General features: G+C 51.2%; 26 protein-coding genes. 15 read left to right on the plus strand and 11 right to left on the minus strand.

The genetic code is table 11. The features are described from left to right. Positions 1–21: 21 nt before the first annotated feature. The 3 genes from AC0YNX_RS18430 (at position 22) to AC0YNX_RS18440 (ending at position 3,460) form a co-directional block, all read left to right on the plus strand. Complete coding sequence (locus AC0YNX_RS18430; RefSeq protein WP_475817235.1) at positions 22–879, plus strand: carbohydrate ABC transporter permease; 858 nt, start codon at positions 22–24, stop codon at positions 877–879. 13 nt (positions 880–892) lie between these two features. Next, positions 893–2,008 (plus strand): efflux RND transporter periplasmic adaptor subunit, encoded by a 1,116-nt coding sequence (locus AC0YNX_RS18435; protein WP_475817167.1) that lies wholly within the window; start codon positions 893–895, stop codon positions 2,006–2,008. Positions 2,009–2,185: 177 nt separating this feature from the next. After that, positions 2,186–3,460 carry an ABC transporter substrate-binding protein gene (locus AC0YNX_RS18440; protein ID WP_475817168.1) on the plus strand — a complete coding sequence of 425 codons (1,275 nt, stop codon included), beginning with the start codon at positions 2,186–2,188 and terminating at the stop codon, positions 3,458–3,460. Positions 3,461–3,531: 71 nt separating this feature from the next. On the opposite strand, the gene AC0YNX_RS18445 is transcribed toward AC0YNX_RS18440, so the two are convergent. Beyond that, a complete protein-coding gene (locus AC0YNX_RS18445) occupies positions 3,532–5,166 on the minus strand; it encodes a glycosyl hydrolase family 18 protein (protein WP_475817169.1) in 1,635 nt (544 codons plus the stop codon). A 182-nt stretch (positions 5,167–5,348) separates the two neighbouring features. On the opposite strand from AC0YNX_RS18445, the gene AC0YNX_RS18450 reads away from it, so the two are divergent. Continuing rightward, positions 5,349–6,374: an ROK family transcriptional regulator gene (locus AC0YNX_RS18450; RefSeq protein WP_475817236.1), complete on the plus strand. Its 1,026-nt coding sequence runs from the start codon at positions 5,349–5,351 to the stop codon at positions 6,372–6,374. A 13-nt stretch (positions 6,375–6,387) separates the two neighbouring features. Further along, the gene (locus tag AC0YNX_RS18455) at positions 6,388–7,638 is read left to right on the plus strand and encodes an MFS transporter (RefSeq protein ID WP_475817170.1); all 1,251 of its coding nucleotides are present in this window, start codon (positions 6,388–6,390) and stop codon (positions 7,636–7,638) included. 77 nt (positions 7,639–7,715) lie between these two features. On the opposite strand, the gene AC0YNX_RS18460 is transcribed toward AC0YNX_RS18455, so the two are convergent. Together AC0YNX_RS18460 and AC0YNX_RS18465 are read right to left on the minus strand one after the other, a co-directional pair. Then, the gene (locus AC0YNX_RS18460; protein ID WP_475817171.1) at positions 7,716–8,960 is read right to left on the minus strand and encodes a sensor histidine kinase; all 1,245 of its coding nucleotides are present in this window, start codon (positions 8,958–8,960) and stop codon (positions 7,716–7,718) included. Then, positions 8,960–9,640, minus strand: coding sequence for a response regulator transcription factor (locus AC0YNX_RS18465; RefSeq protein ID WP_475817172.1), 681 nt, complete (start codon positions 9,638–9,640; stop codon positions 8,960–8,962). The genes AC0YNX_RS18460 and AC0YNX_RS18465 overlap by 1 nt, the downstream gene beginning before the upstream one ends. Before the next feature lie 233 nt (positions 9,641–9,873). Here AC0YNX_RS18465 and AC0YNX_RS18470 point away from each other — a divergent pair, with 233 nt between their 5' ends. The 4 genes from AC0YNX_RS18470 to AC0YNX_RS18485 all read left to right on the plus strand — a co-directional run bounded on the left by AC0YNX_RS18470 (position 9,874) and on the right by AC0YNX_RS18485 (position 13,694). Then, entirely contained in the window at positions 9,874–10,665 is a 792-nt protein-coding gene (locus AC0YNX_RS18470) for a VTC domain-containing protein (protein ID WP_475817173.1), read from the plus strand. Then, entirely contained in the window at positions 10,662–11,339 is a 678-nt protein-coding gene (locus AC0YNX_RS18475) for a DUF4956 domain-containing protein (protein WP_475817174.1), read from the plus strand. The genes AC0YNX_RS18470 and AC0YNX_RS18475 overlap by 4 nt, the downstream gene beginning before the upstream one ends. An 18-nt stretch (positions 11,340–11,357) precedes the next feature. After that, entirely contained in the window at positions 11,358–13,469 is a 2,112-nt protein-coding gene (locus AC0YNX_RS18480; protein WP_475817175.1) for a carbohydrate-binding domain-containing protein, read from the plus strand. 90 nt (positions 13,470–13,559) lie between these two features. Beyond that, entirely contained in the window at positions 13,560–13,694 is a 135-nt protein-coding gene (locus AC0YNX_RS18485; protein WP_475817176.1) for a hypothetical protein, read from the plus strand. Positions 13,695–14,634: 940 nt separating this feature from the next. Here AC0YNX_RS18485 and AC0YNX_RS18490 read toward each other — a convergent pair. From AC0YNX_RS18490 to AC0YNX_RS18500, 3 genes are all read right to left on the minus strand, one after another. Continuing rightward, positions 14,635–15,138, minus strand: a complete 504-nt coding sequence (locus AC0YNX_RS18490; protein ID WP_475817237.1) for a nitroreductase family protein — start codon at positions 15,136–15,138, stop codon at positions 14,635–14,637. Positions 15,139–15,212: 74 nt separating this feature from the next. Then, the gene (locus tag AC0YNX_RS18495) at positions 15,213–16,280 is read right to left on the minus strand and encodes a glycosyltransferase (protein WP_475817177.1); all 1,068 of its coding nucleotides are present in this window, start codon (positions 16,278–16,280) and stop codon (positions 15,213–15,215) included. Positions 16,281–16,294: 14 nt separating this feature from the next. Further along, positions 16,295–17,260 (minus strand): phosphodiester glycosidase family protein, encoded by a 966-nt coding sequence (locus tag AC0YNX_RS18500; RefSeq protein WP_475817178.1) that lies wholly within the window; start codon positions 17,258–17,260, stop codon positions 16,295–16,297. A gap of 142 nt (positions 17,261–17,402) precedes the next feature. Here AC0YNX_RS18500 and AC0YNX_RS18505 point away from each other — a divergent pair, with 142 nt between their 5' ends. Genes AC0YNX_RS18505 through ahpF form a run of 3 tightly spaced genes read left to right on the plus strand, consistent with a single transcriptional unit; the run spans position 17,403 to position 19,683 of the window. After that, the gene (locus AC0YNX_RS18505; protein WP_475817179.1) at positions 17,403–17,549 is read left to right on the plus strand and encodes a hypothetical protein; all 147 of its coding nucleotides are present in this window, start codon (positions 17,403–17,405) and stop codon (positions 17,547–17,549) included. Between the two features lie 27 nt (positions 17,550–17,576). Next, positions 17,577–18,140, plus strand: coding sequence for an alkyl hydroperoxide reductase subunit C (gene ahpC / locus AC0YNX_RS18510; protein WP_474649610.1), 564 nt, complete (start codon positions 17,577–17,579; stop codon positions 18,138–18,140). A gap of 13 nt (positions 18,141–18,153) precedes the next feature. Then, complete coding sequence (ahpF, locus tag AC0YNX_RS18515) at positions 18,154–19,683, plus strand: alkyl hydroperoxide reductase subunit F (protein WP_475817180.1); 1,530 nt, start codon at positions 18,154–18,156, stop codon at positions 19,681–19,683. Positions 19,684–19,752: 69 nt separating this feature from the next. Here ahpF and AC0YNX_RS18520 read toward each other — a convergent pair whose 3' ends face one another. Further along, the gene (locus AC0YNX_RS18520) at positions 19,753–20,238 is read right to left on the minus strand and encodes a pyridoxamine 5'-phosphate oxidase family protein (RefSeq protein WP_475817181.1); all 486 of its coding nucleotides are present in this window, start codon (positions 20,236–20,238) and stop codon (positions 19,753–19,755) included. 131 nt (positions 20,239–20,369) lie between these two features. On the opposite strand from AC0YNX_RS18520, the gene AC0YNX_RS18525 reads away from it, so the two are divergent. Continuing rightward, positions 20,370–21,272 carry a nucleoside hydrolase gene (locus tag AC0YNX_RS18525; RefSeq protein ID WP_475817182.1) on the plus strand — a complete coding sequence of 301 codons (903 nt, stop codon included), beginning with the start codon at positions 20,370–20,372 and terminating at the stop codon, positions 21,270–21,272. A 141-nt stretch (positions 21,273–21,413) separates the two neighbouring features. After that, complete coding sequence (locus tag AC0YNX_RS18530) at positions 21,414–21,761, plus strand: YuzC family spore coat inner layer protein (RefSeq protein ID WP_475817183.1); 348 nt, start codon at positions 21,414–21,416, stop codon at positions 21,759–21,761. Between the two features lie 59 nt (positions 21,762–21,820). On the opposite strand, the gene AC0YNX_RS18535 is transcribed toward AC0YNX_RS18530, so the two are convergent. Beyond that, positions 21,821–22,708, minus strand: a complete 888-nt coding sequence (locus AC0YNX_RS18535; protein WP_475817184.1) for a LysR family transcriptional regulator — start codon at positions 22,706–22,708, stop codon at positions 21,821–21,823. A 182-nt stretch (positions 22,709–22,890) separates the two neighbouring features. Between AC0YNX_RS18535 and AC0YNX_RS18540 the strand changes: the two genes are divergently transcribed. Further along, complete coding sequence (locus tag AC0YNX_RS18540; protein ID WP_475817185.1) at positions 22,891–23,325, plus strand: response regulator; 435 nt, start codon at positions 22,891–22,893, stop codon at positions 23,323–23,325. 96 nt (positions 23,326–23,421) lie between these two features. Here the strand turns inward: AC0YNX_RS18540 and AC0YNX_RS18545 are convergent, their stop codons facing one another. From AC0YNX_RS18545 to AC0YNX_RS18555, 3 genes are read right to left on the minus strand one after another with little or no spacing between them, the layout of a single operon-like run. Beyond that, entirely contained in the window at positions 23,422–23,604 is a 183-nt protein-coding gene (locus tag AC0YNX_RS18545; protein ID WP_090572568.1) for a twin-arginine translocase TatA/TatE family subunit, read from the minus strand. Between the two features lie 17 nt (positions 23,605–23,621). Next, positions 23,622–24,185 carry a RidA family protein gene (locus AC0YNX_RS18550; RefSeq protein ID WP_475817186.1) on the minus strand — a complete coding sequence of 188 codons (564 nt, stop codon included), beginning with the start codon at positions 24,183–24,185 and terminating at the stop codon, positions 23,622–23,624. A gap of 11 nt (positions 24,186–24,196) precedes the next feature. Beyond that, complete coding sequence (locus AC0YNX_RS18555; RefSeq protein WP_475817187.1) at positions 24,197–25,804, minus strand: flavin monoamine oxidase family protein; 1,608 nt, start codon at positions 25,802–25,804, stop codon at positions 24,197–24,199. Between the last annotated feature and the right edge of the window lie 342 nt (positions 25,805–26,146).

Raw genomic sequence — 26,146 nt, forward strand, 5'->3', positions numbered from 1 at the left:
TTGAAGTTGAAAGTTGACCTTATGAAGGGCGCGAACACGCTCGTTCTTTCCCTGCTTGCGATGTTGATGCTGCTGCCGATTATCGTTTCCTTCACCAATTCGCTCATGACGGAACAGGAGATCGGGTCGAACTATGCGTTGATCGGGCAAATGAAGAGCACGGCAACGGGCGGCAAGGACGCATTTGTCAATTTGAAGCTCATCCCCGACTGGGTATCGTTTGAACAGTATTACAAAGTGCTGATCGCGACGCCAGCTTACTTGAACCTATTCTGGAATTCGGTTCATATGGTTGCGCTCATCATCGCAGGGCAGGTCATCGTCGGAGCGCTTGCTGCTTATGCCTTTGCCAAGCTTCGTTTTCGGGGGAGAGATCGCATGTTCTTCGTTTACCTGATCGCGATGTTGATGCCTTTCCAGGTGACGCTGGTACCGAATTATATTATCGCGGATCAATTAGGGCTTCTGAACAGTGCGAGTGCCATCGTTCTTCCTGGAATATTCGGCGCTTTCGGCGTGTTTATGCTGCGGCAGTTCATGCTGTCGATTCCGAGTGCTTACGTGGAGGCTGCGAATATGGACGGGGCTGGCCACTTGCGAATCTTTGTCCAAATCATTATCCCGCTCATTAAACCGGGAATGGCAGCGCTCGTCGTGCTTTTGTTCGTCGATTATTGGAACATGGTGGAGCAGCCGCTTATTTTTCTGGAGGATGACTTTAAACAGCCGTTATCGGTATATCTCTCTGTTGTTCAGCAAGAGGCGCGTGGCATAGGTTTTGCGGCATCCGTCTTCTATATGATTCCGATTGTGCTGTTATTTCTGTATGCGGAATCTTACTTTATTGAAGGCGTTCAAATGTCCGGCATTAAAGGCTAGGAGGATCAATGACGTGGAAAGGCAAGTTGATAATGAGCAAGCCAACACAAGCAGGAAGAAGAAGCTTCGACGGATAGCTGCCATGTTTGTCTGCGGATTAGTGCTGCTTACCTTGTTCAGCAACACGCTGCGAACGATGAATTTAACGAAGGTGTGGACAACGATCGGGAGGCAGGAAGAACTCGTTCAGAGCTTCACCGGAAACGGTGTGCTGGAGCCGGTTACGGAGTCAGCTGTATCAAACAAGGCGGGCTGGGTCATCAAGGCTGTAAAAGTCGAAACAGGGGATGTCGTTTACAAGGGACAGACACTCGTTGTTTATGAAAGCCGGGAAGCCGAGAACCGTTACTTAGATGCGAAGGCGCAGCTGGAGCAGCAGCAATTAGCCATTCAAGGCTTACAAGACCGATATGTTGAAGCCGCATCTAACGGAGATGCCAGCCAGTTACGCAGTGTGAAGCGGGATCTTACGAGTGCGCGTCTGACGCTGGAGATGCAGCAGAGGAATCTGGACAGCATGAGGGCTGATTTGGCCAGCAATCGGGAGTTGAAGGCTCCGTTCGATGGCGTTGTGACGAAGGTTGGTGCCGTGGTTGGTGCGGCTTCAGCAAGCGTTGGTCCGGATGTTCAGATTACTTCCTCTTCGAACGGTTATCAATTGACATTCCAGGTGCCGGCTAATATTAGCGAGCATCTGCAGATGGGTCAGAAGCAGGACGTGTTAGTCGGTCAAACAGGCGAAGCGAGAACGCTGAATGGGGTCATTGCGGGAATTGAGAATAAGGAATCCCAAATAAACATCGTCGTTACGCTGAAAGATGCTTCCCTCCGTGGAGGCGAACAAGCGCGTGTTGAGCTCAAGTTTGTTTCTGCGGACATGGGTGGAGTCCTGGTTCCGAGCAGTGCTATTCATAAGCAAGGCCCAGAAACGTATGTTTACGTCGTCGAGGAGCGTAAAGGACCGCTCGGGAACACCAGCCATGTTCGCAAGGCGGTGATAACGACTGGCGATTCGAACGAATTCGAGACCGTCGTCTTGCAAGGTATTTTTCCAGATTCGCCCATTATTCTGACAAGCAGTGAACCAGCAATGGTGGACGGTGAGCGTGTTCGCGTTATGACTCCTTGATCGTTATCAAATTTCTAAATTAGGAAAGCAGGAATGGATATGAACCGAGTATTAATGGTACTAATAAGCTGCATCTTGATGGTTTCCATATCAGCATGCAATCGTGGCAATAGTAATACCAACGCATCAGAGGCATTAGAGCAGCCCAAGAAAACGAACAATCAATCAAGCTCAGACGTGAATGCGACGGCTGATCCAGCTCCACAAGTTTTGGAGACATTAGACAATAAACCGAAAACGATTGTCGTATCGATTCTTGGCGTCACCCCGTTCTACATGCTTGCTAAAGAAAAATACGAAGCGTTGCATCCGAATACGACGATTCAATTCAAAGAATTTACTTCAGGCGCTATGCTGAGTGCGTCCGAGGTCGAGAAGTATGTGAAGTCGACAACGACAGAAGTGCTGTCTGGCAAGGGAGCGGATTTATTCGCGTTCACAACTGTCGATTTACCTATCGATAAGTACGTTAATCATGGGGCGTTCGAGGACATGGACGATTGGATGAAGCGGGATGCCGAATTCGATCGGCAGCAGTACCAGATGAACATCATGGAAGGTTCGAAGATGAACGGCGGCCTCTACATTATGCCCGTGGAATTTTACTTGGAAGCTTTGTACGGTGATGAGGATGGGTTTAAGAAGGCAGGCGTTACGATTGACGACAAGAACTGGACGTGGAGCGAGTTCACCGAGATCAGCAAGCAATTGGCAGGCAAGGACGGAGGCAACTATTCGATGAACTTTTTGCCGCCTGATGCGATGATCAACAATCTCGTGTCGGACAACTATAACCGTTTGATCGACGGGGTGAGCGGCAAGGCATCGTTTGACTCTCCTTTCTTCACCGAATTACTGACGGAAGTAAAGCAGATGTACGGTGACAAGGAGCTAAGCGGTGATACCACTGAACTGAGCAGAGGTCTCTTATCTTATTCATTAATGACTTCCCCAAGCGATTATCTCGTACGGCTTGCCTCTTACTTCAAGAACGGCAAGGTCTATCAGAAGCCGCATGCCGCGGATCAGAAGTCAGGTGTTTCTTTCCTCGTGACGAATCAAATCGCCATGAACGCCAATTCGGAGGTCAAGAGGGAGGCATGGGAGTTTATGAAGTTCCTGCTGTCGGAGGAGATGCAATCTTATCCTCATCAGATGGGATTCTCGATGAATAAAGCGGTAAATGAGAAGGCAATCGAGGATGTAAAGAAGAATGGCATCGATAAGGACGTAGGCGCTAAAGGCGGCGGTGCTGTGGTCGAAGTAACAGATGAGAATCTGGATGATCTCCGGGACATGCTATCCGAAGCCAGCTTAAGGAACATAGGCTATGAAACGACCGTTCAGAAAATCATCGCGGAGGAAGTCAGAGCGTTCTTCTCAGGGCAGAAATCCGCTGAAGACGTTGCCAAGCTGATTCAGAATCGGGTCACGACCTATCTGAATGAATAATGGGAAACAGCCGATATCGGCACCCAAAAAGGTGACTTCATCAGAAGTCACCTTTTCTTTCTTGCCGATCGTTATTGAAATTGATAAGTGCTAAATCTGATCGTATTACGCACACTCGTCCAGACATCGTTACTCTCTCCGCCCATATACCAATAGCCATATCCTGCTACGTCGTGCATTTCGCCCAGGCTTATCTTTTGAGATAGTGAGCGTCCATCTTCGAGCCATATTTGGTTAGGAATAGCACCACTGTAGTACTCTCCGTAGTAGTGGCTTAGCTGATCGTCCCACCGCAGCTTCACGTTCTTGGCGAGCACGAGCTGATTCTGTTGAACAAGGCTTATATCCTGCGATTGAATGGTACCATCGCTATTGGTAGCCCAGCTACGCGTATACAGCGGCAGTGCGAGAATGACTTTATTCGCAGGAGCTTGCGTGAGCAGTGCTTCGAGCCCCTTGCGCACCCAAGGCAGGGAAGAGACTGACCCGGCTTCCGGCGCACCGCCCCAATGCTCGTCATAGCCCATCAGCACAACATAATCGGCTTGCTTCGCGAGTGCAGCATAATCAAACACATCCGTCCAATCTGTTCCGCTATCCGGCGAGACGTTGACGGACAACACGGCTGGAATAACCTTCAATTGATCATGTAGTTCTCTTATAAAAGAAGTAAAGGAATCTCGGTCCGCCGGCATCATGTTCTCAAAATCAATATTCAATCCATCAATGCCATTGGTCCGCACACGGCTTGCCAGTTGGCTTACGAACGCCTGGCGGTTAGACTGACTAGATAGCATCGCATGTGTTGCGTCTTGATCAGAATGATTGCCGACCATCGCCCATACGGACTTTCCTTGTCCATGTGCCCAAGTCAGGAGAGAAGCATCCATACGGTCTTCCAAAGCGCCAGTGCTACTTAAATAAAACCAAATTGGGGATAATGTATTGACTTCCGACTTCGCGACCTGCTGCTCAAATTGCTGGGTCGTTTGGCCGTATTGCCAGCCTAGCTGAATGTGTGATGGCTGCGAAGTCGACTGCAATTGTGCATTCCAACCGCTATGCGTCCATGCTCGGTTCAGCAGCACGGCAGCTTCTTGTCTTGTAATGAGGTCCTTCGGTAAGAATCGACCATCATTGCCCGTAATCAGTCCGATTCTCGATAGCTGATAGACGGAGGCTTTCGCCCAAGCGCTGATCTGGTCTTGATCCTGAAAGAGGTTCTCCGGCATATCCTGCGACAAGTCTAAGGACTGTTTCAAAGCTCGTGCCATAATAACGGCGGCTTCCTCGCGAGTGACCGATCTGCCAGGCTCGAACTGTACGGCGGTAGTCCCTTTGGCGATGTTCAATTGCACAGCAGGCTGTATCCATTCGTAGTACCATGCCGTCTTCGGCACATCGGCGAAGGCAGGAAGCGGGCTGGCAACAGGCTTAATGCCAAGCAGGCGATCCATCATCGTCATAAATTCTGCACGTGTAATCGGCTTGAGCGGCGCGAATTGCCGAGCGCCTATCCCGTTCATGATGTGGTTTTTCGTCATATTTATAATGGCAGCTTGCGCATAATTCGGGCGAATATCGTCATAAGGAAGCGCGCTGGCAGCTCCCGCAGATGTAGGATGAACAACAATCGTTAGCGCGATACTTATTAATATAATGAAGTGGAATACCGGCAACCGGCTCCATTTGTTGAACCACTGCATAGCTCGTAAACTCACCTTTCTATAACTAGCATAATAAGATCTAATCGTAATCAAATCGCTCGCGTTAGCCTAGTCTAAATTATTGGTATTGCTCTGACAGGTGACTTTTGATAAGATAGTCAGGACTTATTAAACGGGTTTAAAAAGTAGAGATGATGGGATATAGAGGGGGCTTGACCGTGATGACGAATGAGCTGAAGACGCCCAAAGAGGCCAAAGAACGTTTAATATATCGGATACGCGCAGGACTCATCATGATGGGAAGCGCGACGAAAGCAGAGCTGAGTCAGAGGCTCGGTATCAGCTTCCCGACCATAAGCAAGTTTATCGCGCAGATGGAGAAGGACGGAGAGATCCGTTATTCAGGGGACGATGATTCCAGCGGAGGCAGAAGAGCGAGGCGGTATTCCTACGACACCGAGTATATGCTCGGACTGGCGATCTTCGTCGAGAAGGACGAGACCAAGTACTCGATCTTCAACTGTGTCGGAGACATTATCGAGCAAGGAACGAATCCAAGCGTGCTGCAGGAAGAGACGGAACTACTCGCTAATCTAATTGAAGAGTTAATCGAGAAATACCCAAGGCTGCGTTCGGTCGCGATCGGCGTGCCAGGCGCTGTAGACAATGGCAGAATCATCTACATTCCGCCGTATAAGCAGTATCAGGACTATGATTTGAAAGAGGAGTTCGAAGCCAGATTCCAAATCCCGTTCGTCGTCGAGAACGATATGAATGCTTCGGTGCTCGGCTATGCGTCTAACTTCGAGCTTGAGAACGAGTCGCTTGTTTATTTGTATTTCGGTCAATACGGGCCAGGCTCAGGCATCATGATTAATGGCGATGTCGTGCGGGGCAGCACGTTCTTCTCTGGCGAGATTTCGCTCGTACCTCAGTACGATAGTCAAAATTTCCTGCAAGCCTTGCAAGGGAATGAGCCGAATAAGCGGATTGTACTCGCCGGTGACAATCAGATTGATGCCGTCGCCCGCTTAATCGCCACATTAGGTGCAATTCTCAACCCAAGGGCCGTTATATTCAACAATGATGAGGTGGACGAAGAACTGCTGGCAAGAATAGCAGATCGCAGCGCCGCATATATTCCACAGAAGCATTTGCCATCGCTCCTGATGAGCAACTGGAGACATGATTACTTATCAGGCTTACAGCATTTGGCACTAAATCTTATGATTACGGAATGTTGCTAGGAGGGGCATGTCGATGGCGTCAATTTTTCTTATTATCATTTATCTAGCGTTTATTAGCCTTGGCATTCCGGACTCTTTGCTCGGCTCGGCGTGGCCTGTGATGCAGCCTGACCTTGGCGCGACATTAGGCTTCGCGGGGGTCTTGTCAATGATTGTGGCCGCAGGCACGATTGTTTCCAGTCTTGCGAGCGGGAGCTTGGTGCAGCGAATTGGGACAGGCAGGCTTACGCTTGTCAGCTGTTGCTTGACGGCTGCAGCGCTGCTTGGCTACTCGGCAGCGCCGTCGGTCATCTGGCTCATCTTGCTGGCGATTCCTTTTGGACTTGGCGCAGGCGCTATCGATGCGGCGCTGAATCATTATGTAGCCGAGAACTATAAGGCTCACCATATGAACTGGCTGCACTGCTTCTGGGGTGTAGGAGCAACGCTGGGACCGATTATTATGAGCTATTATATTGCAGAGCACAACTCCTGGAGAAACGGCTATTCAGCGGTATCAATCATCCAATTCTCGCTTGCCATCCTGCTGCTTGTTACGCTCCCGTTATGGAAACGAGTCGCAAAGCTGAGGGAGGCGGAACGCCAGAACAGCAATAGTTCTGCACAAGGCGACGGCGGTGTCGAGGAATCCTCGGAATCCGCTCAGGCAACACCGGCGACGGCAGGCCGTTCCCGAAGAGCCGGCATTCTTCAGATCAGGGGAGTCAAACAGACGCTGATCGCCTTCTTCTTCTATTGCGGCGTTGAAGCTACGGTCGGCTTATGGGGCGCCAGCTATCTCGTAGGCGCGCGGGATATGACCGCCGAATCAGCTGCAGGTTGGGTCGCGTTATATTATGGCGGCATTACGATTGGCCGGCTCATTACCGGCTTCATTACAATGAAGATCCACAATCGGGTGCTGATCCGGTGCGGGCAGATCATCGCAATTGCGGGCGGCCTGATGCTGTTCCTTCCTGTGCAGCAGCTCTTCTTGGTCGGGCTCATTCTCATTGGGCTTGGACTTGCCCCAATCTATCCCGGCTTGATTCATGAAACGCCGGCTCGCTTCGGACGAGAGAGCGCTGCGAAGCTAATCGGCTATCAGATGGCCACCGCTTACACGGGTATCACGCTTCTCCCGCCGCTATTCGGGTTAATTGCGGGACAGACGAGCATTACGCTATTCCCTTTCATTGTGGTTGTATTCCTAATTATCATGCTGCTGAGCGCCGAAAAAGTGAACAGCTTGCTGAAGGACCGAACAGAGAACTTATCTCATTAATTTGTATTGAAAAGGCGGATCTCCTTACTGGAAGGGGATCCGCCTTTGTTGTTGTTTTTGTTGTTGATGTTGCGCGATTAGCCAAGCTGCACATAGAACGTGGTCTTCTCGCCCTGCATGCTTCTCGCATAAATCTTGCCTCGGTGCTGCTCCACGATGGACTTGGCGATGGCAAGGCCAAGGCCGTAGCCGCCGTTCTTGCGGGTCCGCGAGGCGTCGCCGCGGTAGAAACGGTCGAATATCCTGTCCATCTGATCGGCAGGAATGCCTGGACCGGTGTTCGCCAAGGACAGCTGAATATGGCCTTGATGGCGTTTCAATGCAAGATGAATGGAACCGTTCGGGTTCGTGTATTTAATCGCGTTATCAAGAAGGATCATAATGACCTGCTTCATCTGCTCGCAATTGCCAGTGACGGACAGATTCGGCTCGATGTCGTATTCGAAGCTCAGCTCCTTCTCGAATATGACGGCCTCCATGGTGAGAATGACGCTCTCCACGGCTTCGCTGAAGTCGAATGGAACCTGAATCATGCGCTCCCTGGCATCGTCCATCTGGGTCAGATAGAGCAGATCGTTCGTGAGCGTCTTCATGCGCTCCGTCTCCGACTTGATATGGTGCAGCCACTTCACTTGCTCGTTAATCGTATCTTCGCTATTCGCAAGCAGCACGTCGGCATTCGTATTGATGACAGCCAGCGGGGTCTTCAGCTCGTGGGAAGCATCGGCAATGAACCGCTTCTGTTTCTCGAAGGCTTCCTTGACCGGCGCAATCGAACGTCCTGCGAAATAACGGCTAGCCAGATAGATAACGCCAAGCATAACAACGGCGACTAAGGAGAAGGTATAAGTCATGGTCGTGAGAATACTGTGCTGCGGCGTGACATCCATATAGTAAATCACATAGCCGGAAGGCGAATTAGACACCGTATAGGCCCAGCGGTCGCCGCCAGTGGTAAACTGCCCGAACTCGACAGGGTTTGCCTCTGCTTTCTTCACAGCCGTCACATAGAGGTCACTATCCAGATCGAAACGGGATTCCGTCTGCTTAATGTTCCAATCCTTATCCGTGTGGAGTGAGAAGGAGACGAACGGCTCGTGAAAGTTCTGGGGGAACTTCCCATCCGGAATAGGACGGTCGCCTTTCGGTCCGCCGCCGCCGTTCATTTTGCCCCCATCCGCCATACGCCTGATATCCATATGGATATCGTTCTGGACATTACGGTACGTGAACGCATAGATGGTTGCGAAGGCACCGAGCATAATGAGCGAGATGATAATCATGTTCATAAGCAGGAATCGGTTGCGAAGCCTGTTAAACATTAGGGAGTCGCCTCCTCAAGCACATACCCAACGCCGCGAATCGTGTTGATCCGAACCGATGAATGGAGAAAAACAAGCTTTTTCCGCAAGAACGAAATGTACACTTCCACGTTATTGTGCTCAGCCTCGGAATCGAAGCCCCACAGCTTCTCGATAATCTGCTCCTTGGACGTGACCGATTGTTTTCTTGTCATCATCAGCTCGAGCAGCTGGCTTTCCTTCAATATAATCTTCAATTCCTTGCCTTTGCAGGCGAGCTTCAGATGTCCCGGATTCAGTTCGATATCTCCGAAGCGCAAGCCGTCCTCCGGCACAACCTCGCCTTTACGCCTAAGCGCCGCACGGATTCGGGCGAGCAGCTCTCCGGTTGAGAAGGGCTTGGCTACATAATCGTCCGCTCCGTAATCGAGCCCGGCAATTTTATCAGGCTCATCACCCTTAGCCGTCAGCAGAATGACCGGTACCGGATTTCCTTGGAGGCGAATCGTCTTAAGCAGCGAAATGCCATCCATGCCAGGGAGCATGACGTCCAGCAATATCAAATCGTGAATGCCGCTCTGCGCATGATCCAATCCCTCATGACCGTCATAAGCGACATCAACAGCGTAATTCTCTTTCATTAATAGCTGCGAGAGCGCCTCTGCCAGATGGACCTCATCTTCTACAATAAGAATCCGCATAGCCCCCACCTCCTTCATAAGTCATGCTCCTATCGTACGAGAGAAACCTTTAATCTACCTTAAGCCATTATAGATGGCTTGCTGCCCATGTTCCAATGGTCCTGTCGCGCTGCCGTAGAAAAAATTTACACTTCTTTAACAATTTAAGATTCGTTAAAGGTTCGCGTCTTAAGCTACAGACATGGAAGGGCGGCGGCAACGCCAAAGAGGAACAGGAAGGGGAGCGTTAGGCAATGGCGATTGAAGTGTTTAACCGATACGAGAACAAGTACTTGATGGATACGAGCGCATTCAAAAACCTTTATGACCGACTGATGAATCATATGGAGCTGGACGCATACAACAAGAACGATCAGTTCTACTCTATCAGCAATCTGTATTTTGACACAGAGCATCATTCACTCATTCGATCAAGCTTATCCAAGCCGAAGTACAGGGAGAAGCTGCGCGTTCGGGCATACGGCGTGCCGGAAGCAGATGCGAAAGTGTATTTGGAACTGAAGAAGAAGGTGTTCGGTCTCGTAAATAAACGGCGGACGTCGCTTAAGCTGAGCGAGGCGTACGAATTCGTTCGGACCGGGCAAGCGCCGGCCCATCGGGAAGGTATGAATCGGCAGGTCATTCAGGAGATTGAATACTTCCTATCGAGGTATGAGCTGCAGCCGATGACGTATCTGGCTTATGACCGAATCGCCATGTTCTGCAAAGGAAACCGGGATTTGCGAATCACATTCGATACGAATATCCGCTCAAGGCGTTATGATCTGCGGCTTGAGGCTGGCGACTACGGTGAACAGCTGATGCCGGAAGGTCAATGGCTGATGGAAGTGAAGGCAGAGAAGACGATTCCGGTCTGGCTGTCCAAGCTGTTGTCGGAGCTTCAGATGTACCGGACCAGCTTCTCTAAGTATGGCAACGAATATAAGAAATCAATTCGCTATGCGAATGCAGATACGGGCATGGGTATGGGTATAAGCCAGACAATGAATGAACAATCAATTGAAAAGGAGCTAATTTTCACATGATCGAATCCTTATTCACGACATCTACGGCAACAGAGCTAACTTTTGCCAATGCGATCTTGTCTTTCGCGATCGCGATTCTGCTTGGAGGCATTATTAGTTTCACATATATGAAGACACAGCGCACGTACTCCACCAGCTTTACGCTCACGATGATGATTCTACCGGTAATTGTCGCCATTATCATTATGCTGATCGGCAGCAATATTGCCCGCGCATTCAGCCTTGCAGGGGCGTTCTCCATTATCCGGTTCCGCAGTGCGCCGGGCGATTCGAAGGATATCTCATACGTGCTGTTCTCGATGGCGGCAGGTCTTGCCTGCGGCGTTGGCGCTTTCGGTTATGCTGTGCTATTTACGGTTGTGTTATGTGTGCTGATGTTTGTTCTGAGTGCAATGAAGTTCGGCGAGAACAAGGAGTTATTCAAAACATTGAAGGTGACGATTCCGGAAAACTTGGGCTATGAGGAAGCGCTGGGCGAAGTTTTCATGATGCACGAAGTTGAATACGAGCTGAAGAAAGTACGCACGACCGAGCTTGGCAGCCTGTATGAGCTGATTTATTCCGTGAAGCTGGGGCCGAATACCAACCAGAAGGAATTGCTCGACGCTGTACGCACTCGCAACGGCAATTTGGATATTACGCTTACTATGAGTCCTGTTGTTCAGGATTACTAATGAGAGGAAAGATGATGGATGAAACGATTAAATAGTCCGAAACTGTTATCTGTTCTGCTATTTAGTGCACTATTGGCGGCAGGATGCAGCTCAAATGCTGCGAACACAACTGCTGAAGTTGGGGGCGATGGTGGAGGTGGAGTCGTTGAGACGGCTGCAGCTTCCTCCTCTGCATCAGCTGCGCAGCGGGCGGAATCGTCTGCTGCTGCTATTAAGCTGGCTGGTCAGGATGTGAGCCAGTTAGCAGGCTTTGACGAGATCGATGCGCAGACCGATTGGAGTGCGGATAGCGGGACGGCAATTGCGCTGAGTGGCGCAAGAGCGAGTGTCAGCGGGTCTGGAGCGAGTGCCGATGGCGGCGTCGTTACGGTCAAGGAAGCGGGTACTTATGTTGTGAGCGGCTCCATATCGGTAGGGCAGATCGTTGTGGATGCGCCGGAGGATGCGATTGTTCATCTTGTCTTGAACGGGGCGCAGATAACGAATAACGACGGTCCGGCGATCTATGTGAAGGAAGCGGAGAAAACGATTGTGACGCTGCAGGAGGGCACGGACAATCTCTTGGTTGACGGTGCCGCATATTCGGATACTTCGGAGGAAGCGCCGACGGCGGCATTTTACAGCAAGGGGGATCTGACGTTTAACGGCACCGGGAAGCTGAGGGTTCAAGGCAGCGCGAAAGACGGAATTACAAGCAAGGATGATCTGAAGATCATGAGCGGAACTATTGAAGTGAAGGCAGCGGACGACGGTATAGTCGGGCGTGACTTGTTAGCTGTAAAGGAAGGCTCGACGATTGCCGTGGATGCCGGCGGAGATGGCTTGAAGACAACGAACGACGCTGTTGATGAGGACAAAGGCTACGTTGCTATTGCTGGCGGGACAATCAATATCAAGTCCGCGAAAGACAGCATCCAATCGGCTAACTCGATTCTAATCGGCGACGGGCAATTTAATTTGGCGTCTGGCGGCGGTAGCGCGGCTTCGAAGAAGGTGCATGAGGATGAACGGATGCGCGAGTTTGGTAGGAAGCCTGCGGACGCGAGTGTAGATGCGGATGCGAGTGCGAAGGCAGGTGTGGAAGCGGATGCGAAGGCGGATATAAATGCGGGTGCGGATTCCACGACTAGCGATACGGATGCGGAATCTTCTTCGAGTGCGAAGGCGATTAAGGCGGCAGTTCATGTTGCGATTGCCGGTGGCAGCTTCGAGATTGATGCGGCGGATGATGCCATCCACAGCAATGGCAATGTTGTGCTAGCGGGAGGTGACTATCATATTGCATCCGGTGATGATGGCTTGCATGCAGATAGCGTCACTTCGATTACCAGCGGAACGGTGACCATCACGAAGAGCTATGAAGGAATTGAAGGCGCGGATATTATGATTGCAGGCGGCGATATTCATGTAACCGCAAGCGATGACGGCGTAAATGTAGGCGGCAATGACAGCTCCGGCGGTGGCGGCGGAGATATGTTCAGCGCTACAGACGGAATGTTGACGATTAGCGGTGGTTATCTGTCCGTAGACGCGGGAGGTGACGGTCTGGATTCTAACGGCTCCGCTACAATGACAGGAGGCACGGCAGTCGTGAACGGTCCGACGGAGAACAATAATGCTCCGCTCGACTTTAACGGCAGCTTCGTGCAATCGGGCGGCAAACTAATTGCGGCGGGCAGCGCGGGAATGGCGCAGGCGCCATCTGAAACTTCATCGCAGCTGGCAGTCATGATGACATTCCCAAGTACGCTCGAAGCAGGTACTATAGTATCGTTGACGGACAGTGCAGGTGCAGCCATTGCCGTATTCCAACCGTCGAAGACGTTCAGCAGTATCGTCATCTCTTCGTCTGAGCTGAAGAGCGGCGAGTCGTACACGATCTCGACCAGCGGCACAGCAAGCGGCTCGGCGACTGATGGGTTGTTCGATAGCGCTTCGGTTAGCGGCAGCACCGAGGTCGTGACTTTCAAGATGGGCGACAAAGTCACCTATGTGAATGAGTCGGGCGTGACAACTGCCAAGTCGAGTGGTCCCGGAGGCGGCGGTGGCGGCCGCGGCGGCTTCGGCGGCGGCAAAGGCGGGCCGGATGGTCAAGGTAGACCGGACGGCCAGGGTGACCAAAGCGGATAAGGCGGACCTGACGGTCAAAGCGGATAAGGCGGACCTGACGGTCAAGGCGGATAAAGCGGACTGACGGTCAAGGCGGATAAGGCGGACCTGATGGTCAAAGCGGATAAGGCGGATTGCCGGTCAAGGCGGATAAGGCGGACTGACAGTCAAAGCGCGCCAGATGCGCCGCCTGAAACATCAAGCGGCGGCACAAGTGACTCGACAGGCACAGATTCTGCTGCCTGAGGAAGGCCATTTTCCAGTGAATCTGGAAAATGGCTTTTTTCGTGTAAGGCGGCAATGTAATGAGGGGGAACGTGGAGGAGTTTTGCTGGCGGTGAGAGAGGGGAAATCCGCTCTCGAGGGGCGAAAACGCCGAAATCGCGTGGTGAGAGAGGGAATAACCGCTCTCGGTGTGCGAAAGCGAAGAAGGAGTGTGGCTAACTGGCGATGAGAGAGGGAAAAGCCGCTCTCGGGTGGCAGAAAAGCCGAAATCGCGTGGTGAGAGAGGGGATAACCGCTCTCGGTGTGCGAAAGCGAAGGAGGAGTGTGGCTATCTGGTGATGAGAGAGGGAAAATCCGCTTTCGAGGGGTGAAAACGCCGAAATCGCGTGGTGAGAGAGGGAATAACCGCTCTCGATGTGCGAAAGCGATGACATAGGCTGGATAGCTGAGGGTGAGAGAACATATATGTGCTCTCGTATGGGAAATCACGAGAAAATCGAGCTGAGAGAACATATACGTGCTCTCAGAGTAAAAACTAGTCGCATAATGCCACAAAAAGACTGCCGAGAGAACATATACGTTCTCTCAGATGAAAATAAGCAGAGTGAGGACGCTGAGAGCACATTTACGTGCTCTCAGTAAGCATGTCGCTCAGGAAGTGAGGTTCATGTACGCTGGGAGACGAAGACCCGACTTTCGAGTGTCGCAGCATACGATATCTCCTCGGAAAGTCGGGGAGTCCGACTCAAGCCAGAAGAAGGCGGTTAGTTGGAGAGGCGAGTACAGCTGGGAGACGGAAAACCCATAGCGAGCAAGCTATACCCAGGGGAGCGGGCCACTTCCAAGACGGCACGAACTGGCGATTAATGCTCAAGAGGGACATGCTCGCTCTCTTCGGGCTGCCTCCCAACGCCAAAAAAGCTTAGAGTCAATCGACTCTAAGCTTTTTCGTGTACTGCAATTAAGGTAAATGAGTCAATTTAAATGCAATCGGGGTTCTTGGTCTCGCAATAGGCTCTTCTGCAGGATATCCAACGCCTAGGATACCGATGACATCATAGCCTTCTTGCACGCCAAGGAGAGCTCGATTGTGAGGAAGCGCGCCGAGAGAAGCCCAGTAGACGCCGGCGCCTGCTTCGTGGGCGGCCAACAAGAAGTTCTGAACGAAGCAGGAGACTGCCATGACATTCTCGTCACGCTCGAATGGCGTAGCTGCGGGCTTGGACAGAACCGCAAGCAGAGCTGGTGCTTTGCCGAAGTCTGTCTTATGGTTCAATTTCGCTCTAGTCTCCGCTCCGATCAACAGAATTTCCCACGGCTCGTTCATCCGGTGGTTAGGCGCATAGCTTGCCGCTTCCAGCCAAACGTTTAAGTCCGACTCGTGAATCGCATCCGGCTTAAATGATTTGATCGTGCGGCGTGTCCGTATCGCTTCAATTACACTTGTCGTGTTCGTCAGGGACAGTCAAGCCGCTGCAGCGCAGAATCGCAAAAAACGCCAGCTCACATATGAAGTTTGCGAACTGGCGATTACGATCATTAGGAAGCCGACTTCCTCATCCGGCTTACGGATGATCGCGGGAGGCGTTCTGCCTGAAAGACGAATTGCCGCTGCGACCAGAAGCTGAACACGAACAACGTTCCCTCTGTAAGCAGCTTGGCAACAATCAAGGGGAGTCCCAAGCTTTCATTGAACAAATACATGAAGCCATAGTTAAACATCAAGATGAGCACGACGAGTGCAAAATATCGTGGCGCCGATGACAGCACGGATGGTTTCTGCTTCTTATTAAAGACGAAGCGCTTGTTCATCGAGTAGTTGAAAATAGAACTGCCTACCCTCGCGCCGGCTACCGAGAAGAGGAGACTTCCCGTAGCGAGCTGCAGCAGGAAGAGGAGAAAGAAATCGAGCACGGCGGACAGGAGAGACGATGAGCAGAATCTCACGATCGGCGCGTACACCTTGACCGAGTCGGCAATAGGACGGAAATGCGAAGATTTATTTTCCTCCAAATATATCGTATCAATCGGCACTTCGTACATTCGGCAGCCCTCCTCCTGAGCCGCCAGCAGCATGTTCATCTCGTATTCGAAGCGTTCGCCGGGAATTTGGCATAGCCACTCCAGCATGGATGCGGAGAATCCGCGCAAGCCGGTCTGCGTATCCTGGATACGGCGTCCGGTCGTCAGCGTGTACACCATTCGTGTCGCGCTATTGCCCAAACGACTGCGGAACGGAACCTTGCCCGTAAAATATCTGCATCCAAGCACGAGCTCATTCGGATGCTCATCCACTGCAGCTATGATTCTCACAATATCAGAAGGCAGATGCTGCCCGTCGCTATCTGCGCAGACGACGGCTTCCGTGGAGCCGACCTCAACCAAGTGTCGGAAGCCGGTCTTGAGCGCCAGCCCCTTGCCCTGATTGGTCGGATGGATGAGCACCGTGCATCCCGCAGCGCCGACGATGTTAAACAGATTCCGATAATTCTCGCCGCTTCCGTCATCGACGACGACGATATGCATGCGGCTATCCACCCTTTTTAAATTCGCAATTAACTCAAGCAGACGATGGTCAGGTTCATACGCTGGAATGAGTACAGTCATTTGTTGTTTCCTCCTTATTCTCCGAGATAGATAATATCGCTGACACCGCGCTCGCCGTGGTTGCTTGGGTTGTTAACGACGCGTCCCATAAAGTACATCGTGGATGAACCGCCGCCATCGAGATTGTAGGCTTCTGTTGCGCCTAGATTCTTAAAGAGCTGCGCGAATTCATTAAGGGTTACACCCTTGCTGTCTTCTTGCCGGCCGTCGACGACGACGAACACGTAATGGTTCGGCGAGATGATGCCAATGCCCGTGCGCGGGTTAGCATCGTCGATTGTGCGATTGCCGAAGTTCGAATCGATCTTCACATCATCGAGATTCGTAACCGCTTCGCCATCCTTAACGAGTGCAGGGCCGAACGAGAATGTATTCGTGACGCCTGCGGCAAGCAGCTCATCGGCTGACATTTCTTCTTCGTTGTACGATTTCATCGTGCCGTCGCTGTATAGCGCCAAGCCTTCACGAACCGGCTCGTTCCGGTACAAGGTGCCGTTACGGATGATCACGCCGTCATTTCGGAAGCCGTAATAGTCGCCATTAATCGCGAGAATCGCGTTGTTCGACGATGCAATCTCCGAGGTATCTTCGGTGATGTTGCGCCCGAATTTGTTGTCCGCGAAAGCCGTCAACAGATGCGACGCATCCTTCGCCTGTACATCGGCGACATAATAGGTGACTTGGTCATCGCCTGAACCTGTCTCGACTTTCTTGACGGCAATGGTCATATCATCGCTGGAATAGTTCCAATCGTCGCTCGTTGCATTTTTCGCTCCAGCTTGATTGCTTGCCGATGCGCCCGTTGTACCCGCCGCCGCAGCAGAAGCGGTGCCGCTCGCCTTCACTGGCTGAACAACAGCCTCCACATGTTCGATCAAGTAGCGGTCCGCCAATCCATACAGAACAGTGCCGACAATCGTTAAGGATAGGGTCAAGCCGATCATGAGCTTTCGCCGGGATTTTCTTTTCTTCGGATTCATCTGTGAGTCACTCCTTATAAGCCATAAGCAATTGTTTTGCGATACCATTACAATAGGAGAGGTAACTTAAATACAGCTTAAATGGATTTTTCGGATGCCAAAAAGCCCATCCACTGGCGCGAGCTGAACGGGTTTTTGTATAATGGAGAAGAGATGGACAATACTAGCAGATGGCAAACAAGCGGCCTTGTCTCAAACTCGACTAATTGAAAATAATTATCAGTTAGAGATGGAAAAAGGCTTGACAAAAAGCCGTCTGAGAATTAATATCAGTTTAGAATTATTTTAAATAAACACTCTCTAGGAGGAACTATCCATGTCTCTAATCGGCAAAGAAGTACTACCATTTAAAGCTCAAGCTTTCCAAGGCGGAAAATTCATCGAAGTAACGGAACAAAACCTTAAAGGCCAATGGAGCGTTGTTTGCTTCTACCCAGCTGACTTCACATTCGTATGCCCAACTGAGCTTGGCGACCTCCAAGATCAATATGCAACTTTGAAATCCCTTGGCGTAGAAGTATACTCCGTATCGACTGATACTCACTTCACGCACAAAGCATGGCACGACAACTCCGATACAATCGGCAAAATCGAGTACATCATGATCGGCGACCCAACGCACACAATCTCCCGCAACTTCGACGTATTGATCGAAGAAGCTGGTCTTGCTGACCGCGGTACGTTCATCATCGATCCAGACGGCGTTATCCAAACGGTTGAAATCAGCGCTGGCGGCATCGGCCGTGATGCTAGCACGCTCGTAAACAAAATCAAAGCAGCTCAATACGTTCGTAACAATCCAGGTGAAGTTTGCCCAGCGAAATGGCAAGAAGGCGGCGCTACACTTAAGCCAGGCCTTGACCTCGTAGGTAAAATCTAAGGAGCGATCCTAAATGGTGTTAGAACCCGATATTAAAGCACAATTACAACAGTACCTTGCTTTGATGGAAGGCGACGTGCTTATCAACGTTCAAACCGGCGAAGATCAAGTATCGAAAGATATTCTTGAGCTCATGGATGAACTGACGAGCATGACTTCCCGGATCAAGATCGAGAAAGCGGATCTTCCGAGAACGCCAAGCTTTAGTGTGAACCGTCCAGGTGAAGACACGGGCATTGCGTTCGCCGGTATACCAATGGGTCATGAATTTACTTCTTTCGTGCTCGCGCTGCTGCAAGTCAGCGGCCGGGCACCGAAAGTCGAGCAGGAAGTTATTGATCAGATTAAGCGCATCAAGGGCGAATTCAAGTTTGAATCGTTCATCAGCCTAAGCTGCCATAACTGCCCGGATGTCGTGCAGGCGCTGAACGTGATGAGCGTCCTCAACCCAGGGATCTCGCATACGATGATCGACGGTGCCGTGTTCAAAGACGAAGCCGAGAGTAGACAAGTGATGGCTGTGCCATCCGTGTACTTGAACGGCGAGTTCTTCGGCGGCGGCCGTATGACGCTCGAAGAGATCTTGGCGAAGATCGACACGAACCGTGACGATTCAGAGCTGTTCAACAAAGATCCTTACGACGTGCTCGTTGTCGGCGGCGGCCCTGCAGGCGCAAGCGCAGCGATCTATGCAGCCCGCAAAGGGATTCGCACAGGTATCGTCGCTGAACGCTTCGGCGGTCAGGTGATGGACACTGTAGGCATTGAGAACTTCATTAGCATGAAGTATACGGAAGGTCCTAAGCTTGCAGCTAGTCTCGAAGAGCATGTGAAGGAGTACAACGTCGATGTGATGAAGCTTCAGAAGGCAAAGCGCCTCGAGAAGAAGGAGCTCATCGAGGTTGAGCTGGAGAACGGCGCTGTGTTACGCAGCAAGACGGTTATCCTGTCTACAGGTGCCCGTTGGCGTAATGTAGGCGTTCCTGGCGAAGCTGAATTCAAGAACAAAGGCGTAGCTTATTGCCCGCACTGCGACGGCCCGTTGTTTATCGGCAAGCGCGTAGCGGTCATCGGCGGCGGCAATTCCGGCATCGAGGCGGCAATCGACCTCGCGGGTATCGTCGGCCATGTTACGGTTCTGGAATTCATGCCTGAGCTGAAGGCGGATGCCGTGCTTCAAGAGCGTCTCTACAGCCTGCCGAACGTCACGGTTCATAAGAACGTTCAGACGAAGGAAATTACCGGTACGGATAAAGTAAACGGAATTTCCTTCATCGAACGCGATACCGGCGGCGAGCAGCATGTCGAGCTTGAGGGGGTATTCGTCCAAATCGGTCTTGTTCCGAACACAGACTGGTTAGGCGAGGGTATTGAGCGTACGCGGATGGGCGAAATTGTGGTGAATAGCCACGGTGCAACGACCATTCCTGGTGTATTCGCTGCAGGTGACTGCACGAACAGTCCGTTCAAGCAAATTATTATTTCGATGGGATCGGGCGCGACTGCAGCGCTAGGCGCATTCGATTATCTCATCCGGAATTAATCTTTGACTTATATCGTATGTAGACCGTCCCGCACCTTGGTGTGGGACGGTTTTTTTTTGCGATCACATCTATTTCAGTTCCACGATCCGATTGAGATCCGTGCCTTCCGTATTTTTGCCGAGCAGTCGATTAAACAGAAACTTTGCCATTTTAAACTTATTGCCTGTGTCCCAATACTCCGCTGTATCGGCCTTTACCTTAATGAGAACAAGGTTTGGATCGTCATAGGACGTTTCGAGCAGCTGCTCATAAGCTGGACTCCAGAATTGTTTGACCTTCTCGGCGCTCTCTACGAGTTCGGCTTCGCCCCGAATGGAGACGAATGATTTGCCCGCATAAGCAACATTGACCTGCCGATTATGGACTAATTCATGGAATTTGCCGGTATCCTTCTTGGTGAGGAACCAGAGATTTCCGTCAAATTCGACCTCTTGCGTTTTCATGGGACGTGAAACGAGCCCCTCATCCGAAACGGTTGTCAGCATCGCGGTGTCGATGTCTTTAATCAAATCTCGAACTGTTTCAATATCCTCTTTATTTGAAGTGGAATCCATCGATTGCTCTCCTTCTCCTATATATTTGACCGAAGGTTATTATTGCCATGCTTCTATTCCAGTATTCTCCTAGTGAATCCAATTATGATATTCTGAAAATACGAAGTCCTAACAAGTATTGGAGGATGATCATGGTGAGCATTCGAATTTTACTAGATACGGATATCGGTCCGGATTGCGATGATGCCGGTGCGGTCGCTGTATTGCATGCACTGGAGAAGCTGGGGGAAGTCCGCATTGCGGGCATGACGCATTGTACCTCTAGCGTTTGGGGGGCGGGATGCCTGGATGCGCTCAACCTATTCTACGGTAGAGGCGATATTCCGATTGGAACGCTAAGCACACCGGGATTTATTAGCGATGAAAGCGCTGGTTATGCAAAGTACAACAAAGGAATTACGCTCACTCATCCGAACCGGTACCAAACGCAGAAAGCGGCAGATGCAGTTGAGGTGATGCGGAAGGTACTGGCAGAGGGAGAAGATGGTGAGACGGTAATCGTAGCGATTGGCCCGCTCATTAATGTCATGAATCTGCTTCAGTCCGAAGGCGATTCCCATTCTCGGCTTACGGGCAAGCAGCTAATCAATGCCAAAGTAAGCAAGCTGGTTGTCATGGGAGGCGCTTTCCCGTCAGGGAAGGAGTGGAATTTCGAAGCGCATCCGGCTTCCGCCGCTGACGTCGCGAAGCATTGGCCAACACCGATTGTATTCTCAGGGTTTGAAATCGGCGTCGATATACATACAGGGCGAAGATTGTACTCGGAATTGCCGGAAACTCATCCGTTGCGGCAAGCTTACGCGTGGTTTGCCGGGGAAGGCAGCACAAGGAACAGCTGGGATTTGACAGCAGTGCTATTTGCCGCGAGAGGGCATCATCCTTACTGGTCGCTTGAAACCGGAATCATATCGGTAAACGCGCAAACGGGAGAGAACTCCTGGACACCTGATCCGAATGGGAACCATGCCTATCTCAGAGCGGTAAGCGACCCGCAGCTCGTGGCTGAAGTATTGGATCAGCTCATGACTCATTGATCGCTGAACCCATGCTGTCCAGCAAGCTTCTTCACCTCGACGTTAGGCTTATTGCGTAGCCTCGCATACGGCCGGAACGCTGAGCGACCTAGGCCCATATACTAACGGAGTGATGTTTATGGGAAAAAGGTGGAGAACGCGATGCATTTTTACTACAGCCCTTACTATAGCCCATATGGGGTGTACCGGGCACCGACAACGCCGGATCCGTCCGATGTTGCCCAGTTTAAATATTCCGCGAATCAATTCATGGCGCCAACGCTCGAGATGTATCATCTACTTACGCAGCTGTCGCAAAGCGCTGACTTAGCGAAGAACATTAAGGAAGCGGCGTCCAAGAGCGAGCACAGCAAAGTGGTCGGTTTGATCCAAGCGGCAGGCGTGAAGAGTCAGTTTGGTCTCACCTACTCGCCGGAAGGACTCATTATGACCTTCAACCCGGCGGACCCATCGGCTTGCTTCTCCATTCGGATGTCGTTGTGCTGGTGACCTGAGCTGGTCGGCAATAGCAATAACAAAAAGCGTGCGTACCCGCACGCTTTTTGTATTTACCAATTGAGCTCAGCGAAGTATTCCATGATAAACTCGCGGAACCTCTGTGCCGCAGCGGACATGTAATGCCTATTCGACCAAGCCAGTCTGAGTTGTACTTGTCCATCCCAATCGGAGATTCGGACTCGATTCTGACTGAAATCCATCCTCGTTCTCCAAGCCAAATCCGGCGCAAACGCGACCCCGTGTCCTTGCTTGAGCAGCAGCAGGACGGCATCCACTTCATCTACTTCAATGGTTGTCCTCGGAACAAATCCAGCCTGGCGAAGACATAAGCGATCGGTCATTTCACGAAACCAGAATATCGGCCTTAAACCAATAAAGGACTCATCCTTCAACTCATGCAGCGAGACCGATTCTCGGCCTGCTAGAGGATGCTTATCCGGGACAAGCAGATAAATATCTTCGGTGCGGAGCTCCTTCGACTGGGTATGCTCGCCTGTCAGTTCCGCGAAGGTGAGGCATAAGTCGATCTCGCCTTGGTCAAGCATTTGCTGCATCTTGGCAATCGGTTCAACAACTTGGTGAAATTGTACATTCGGATGATGCTTTAAGAAAGCTCCCAGCATTTCTGGCAATAAGTTGGTCAGAGAAACGGCGAGGGTGATGACACCTCGGTCAAGTCCCGCCAGGTCACGGATTTCCCGCTCAGCCTCCTCAAGCTCGATGAAGACGTTCTCGACCCGTCTCAGAAATGCTTGCCCATATGCGTTCAGACGAATATTTCGGCCATTACGGTCGAAGAGCGGCACGCCGACTTGCTCTTCGAGACGTGCGATGGTTTTGCTAAGCGAAGGCTGAGCGATATTGAGTTGTTCCGCGGCCTTTGTCATCTGCTCGAGCTTCGCTGTGATTAGAAAGTATCGCAGCTGAAGGAGTTCCACTTGATGCTTCCCCCTTTTGGAAATACAGAAAATCATGATGTATTATAGATGAATGATTCACTAAATAAAGGAATATCTTTCATAGACTAGAAACTATAATACATGACTGTTTATGTATTATACAGATGCAAGCCTCGTTACTATAATGAGAACAATGCTTTATAGCATAAAGGGGGAGCATAATGAATCTAACATCCAACTCGCCGCCATTCCTTAGTCTCTATCCAGCGCATATCCTTTTAGTCGAAGATAACAAAATCATTCAAGAAATCATGAAGACTATACTCACGGACATGGGGATGGAAGTTGAGATTGCGAATCATGGTGAGGAAGCGGTTCAATTGGCTACGTCCAAGACATATGATGCCATCTTGATGGACCTGCAAATGCCGATTATGGATGGTTATGAAGCGGCAAGAATCATTCGTGCACATGAGCGTGGAAGGTCAACGCTGATTATAGCCGTAACATCTGAGGAGAAAGAGGCAATCCAGGATCGAGTGCGGGAAGCAGGCATGGATGCTTATATGTCGAAGTCATTCTCGCCGATAGAGCTATATAAAGTGCTGCAGAGGGTTGGCCGGCTCTCCGAGCAGAGAGGGCTTCGTTCCAAGTGAGCGGCGTTTGAAGGGGGCACGAGCTGCTCTTTAAGCTAGGCAATAAGAAAAAGCGTGCGGAGGGGGTCCGCACGCTTTTTCTGTATTCAAATTCCCTTATGATTTATTCTCCGAAACCTCTTCCTTCGTATCGGAGACGAGCTCCTTGGCGGAGGACTTGAACTCGTGCAGCGTGCGACCGACTGCGCGACCCAGCTCAGGGAGCTTAGAAGGTCCGAAGATGATAAGGACAACCACCAGAATCATCATAAGTCCGGGCAAACCGATATTTTGCAGCATGCGGATCATCTCCTTAATTAGTCTTGGTTATGCTGGCTTGGATAAGCGGCAACTGCCTCAATCTCGATTAGCCAATCGGAACTGACGAGTCCGGCAACGCCGACCGTGGAACGTGCGGTCTTCGTCGGATTGGTCTTGGTGTTGAAGTACTTGGCATACGCCTTGAACCAGCCGTCGAAGTCAAATTTCCCGCCTTTCGCCGCATCCGGCGCGACGTAGACGCGGAGGTAAATAACGTCCTTCAAGGATAGTCCTTGCTCCTTCAGCTGCTTCTCGATATTCTGCAAAATGCTTATGCCTTGCGTCTCTGTATCTCCATAGCGTTCGTAGATGGTCTTGCCTTCTTTGTTTATAACGGACGGCGTTGTGCCGCTCGTCGAGAAGGTAGCTGCGCTCTCAGGCAGGGCAACCGCGCTTGCGATTGAAGATGAAGGACTGCCATAGAATTCTGGTTCATGAATCGGGGCAAGCGGATATTTATTCGGCATGATTGCGGCATACACGGAAGCGGTAGCGGCTAGGGACGAGATGACGACGACTCCGATGGCGATTTTCACTTTACGAGACAGGTTCAAGTTCATGCTTATCCCTCCTATTCTTTCATGACGCGCTCGTGGATATCGGTAACGACCTCACGCGCGGATTCGATTGCGCCTGCCATCCAGGCTGTAATGTAGCTGATATGCTCGCCTGCGAGGTAGACGCGGCGGTCAGGCTTGCAGAGCACGGGATAGTTCGTCTTCCGATCGTCCGCCGAGTACGAAACCCAGCTGCCCATGTTGTATTTAATCGTCTTCCAGTTGACGGAGAAGGAGGACTCGAATTCGTCAAAATATTGCGGATGGATTCTGGCACCTTGAGTAAGTGCCAACGCCTCACGATCCTTGAAGGATAGCGCGCCGAACTTGTCGGCCTTGGCGCCGAAGGCATAATAGCCGAGCAGCACGCCTTTCTTGGCAAAATAATTGGTCGGCGGATAGTAGATGGACGAGATGTCCATGTTCGTCAGCGTGTTGCCGCCGAAGATGAGATCGTCCTCTTCCCAGAACCGGCGCTTGAATTGCAGGCCGATCTTGCCGGCATTCGCATAGTTGGTGTTGTTGATCGCCTTCGTCATCTCCGGGGACAGGTCGTGCTTAATTGTCTTGAGCACGGACAGCGGAATCGTGCAAATACAGAAGTCGCCTTCGATCTGTTTCGCTTCTCCGCTCAATAGGTCGGTATAGGAGACTTGCACCTTCTCGCCGACATGCTTGATCTCGGTCACTTCCATGTTGTGCTTGATCCGGTTGCCGAGGCGCTTCTCGAACGCCTTCGGAATGGCATCGATGCCGCCGACAGGGTGGAACATCATCATTTGCTGATCATATTCGTATTCGCTGCTGAAGTAGTTCGCGAAGCCGGAATTGATAATCGCCTTCATGTCGAACGGGTCGCGGATGACACCAGCGTCGAGGCGTGAGCCCGGTTCGTCCTTGTATCCGCCGCGTGATGAGCCTTTGTAGAATAAGTCGGCGTTCAGATTGCCCTCGGAACGGAGGTAGGCGACGATCTTCTCCTTCTCCTCCGGCGTAACCGGCAAATCGAGCCCTGGCTGATTAATCGCCTTGGCCAGCAGCTCGCTGATGTATCCTTTGGCGTCAGCCTTCGCCGCGCGTTTACGGACGGGCTTATTCGAGAGGATGCTTGGCACATTCTCGTTATAGTAGTAGGCACTCTCGTTCACGTTATTGAACGGCTCCATCTGGATGCCGAACTCGCGGCAGTATTCCATCGTGACATGGAACTGAGGGATGCGCATGCAGCCGGCATTCAGATAATGGCCGTCGTCGAAGCGAGCAACTTGCTTCTGCCCGCCTACCTCGGTGACGGTCGTGCCGCGGCGTACCGACCAGTTCCGGCCGCCGGTACGGGCACGGGCTTCAAGGATTGTACAATCGTAGCCGGCTTTGCCAAGCTCATAAGCAGCGGTCAGACCGGCGAGACCTGCACCGAGAATGACGATCTTCTTGCCGGAACGGCTCGTGCCTTTCAAATCCCAGCTGGAAGGCGGCGTGTATTCTGCCGCCTTCATCGTTTGCGGCGTGAACAGCCCCATCGTGCCCATGACACTGAACAAGGCAGCGGCACCGCCGACTCTGCCGACTGTCGTCAGAAATTGACGACGTGATACTTCATTTGGCGTTTCTTTCGTTTCCATGCTTCCTCAGCTCCTTTGGTGGACCAGGTGTCCGTCTCTGGGAAAAATGTAACATGGAAATTTTCATCAAATCCAATATTTTGTTAGGAAGTCTTACATAAATAAAATTTATATGATTGAAAGGAATTATCTATCGATAAAATGTCGACAGTCTGGAAAGGTGCGTAATTACAGCAATTACCAGCCGATTTTGGATAGTGAAATGAGGTGTAAATGACTTAAAACACGTACGACTGGGCATACGGTCCCATTGAATATTCGGATATATGCTGATATCATCTCGAACCAAGAGGAGTTAATGTTATATTTTCTGACATCAGCATGATGGGAGGCTGTTAAGCG

Source organism: Paenibacillus sp. J31R98 (genome assembly GCF_056269245.1).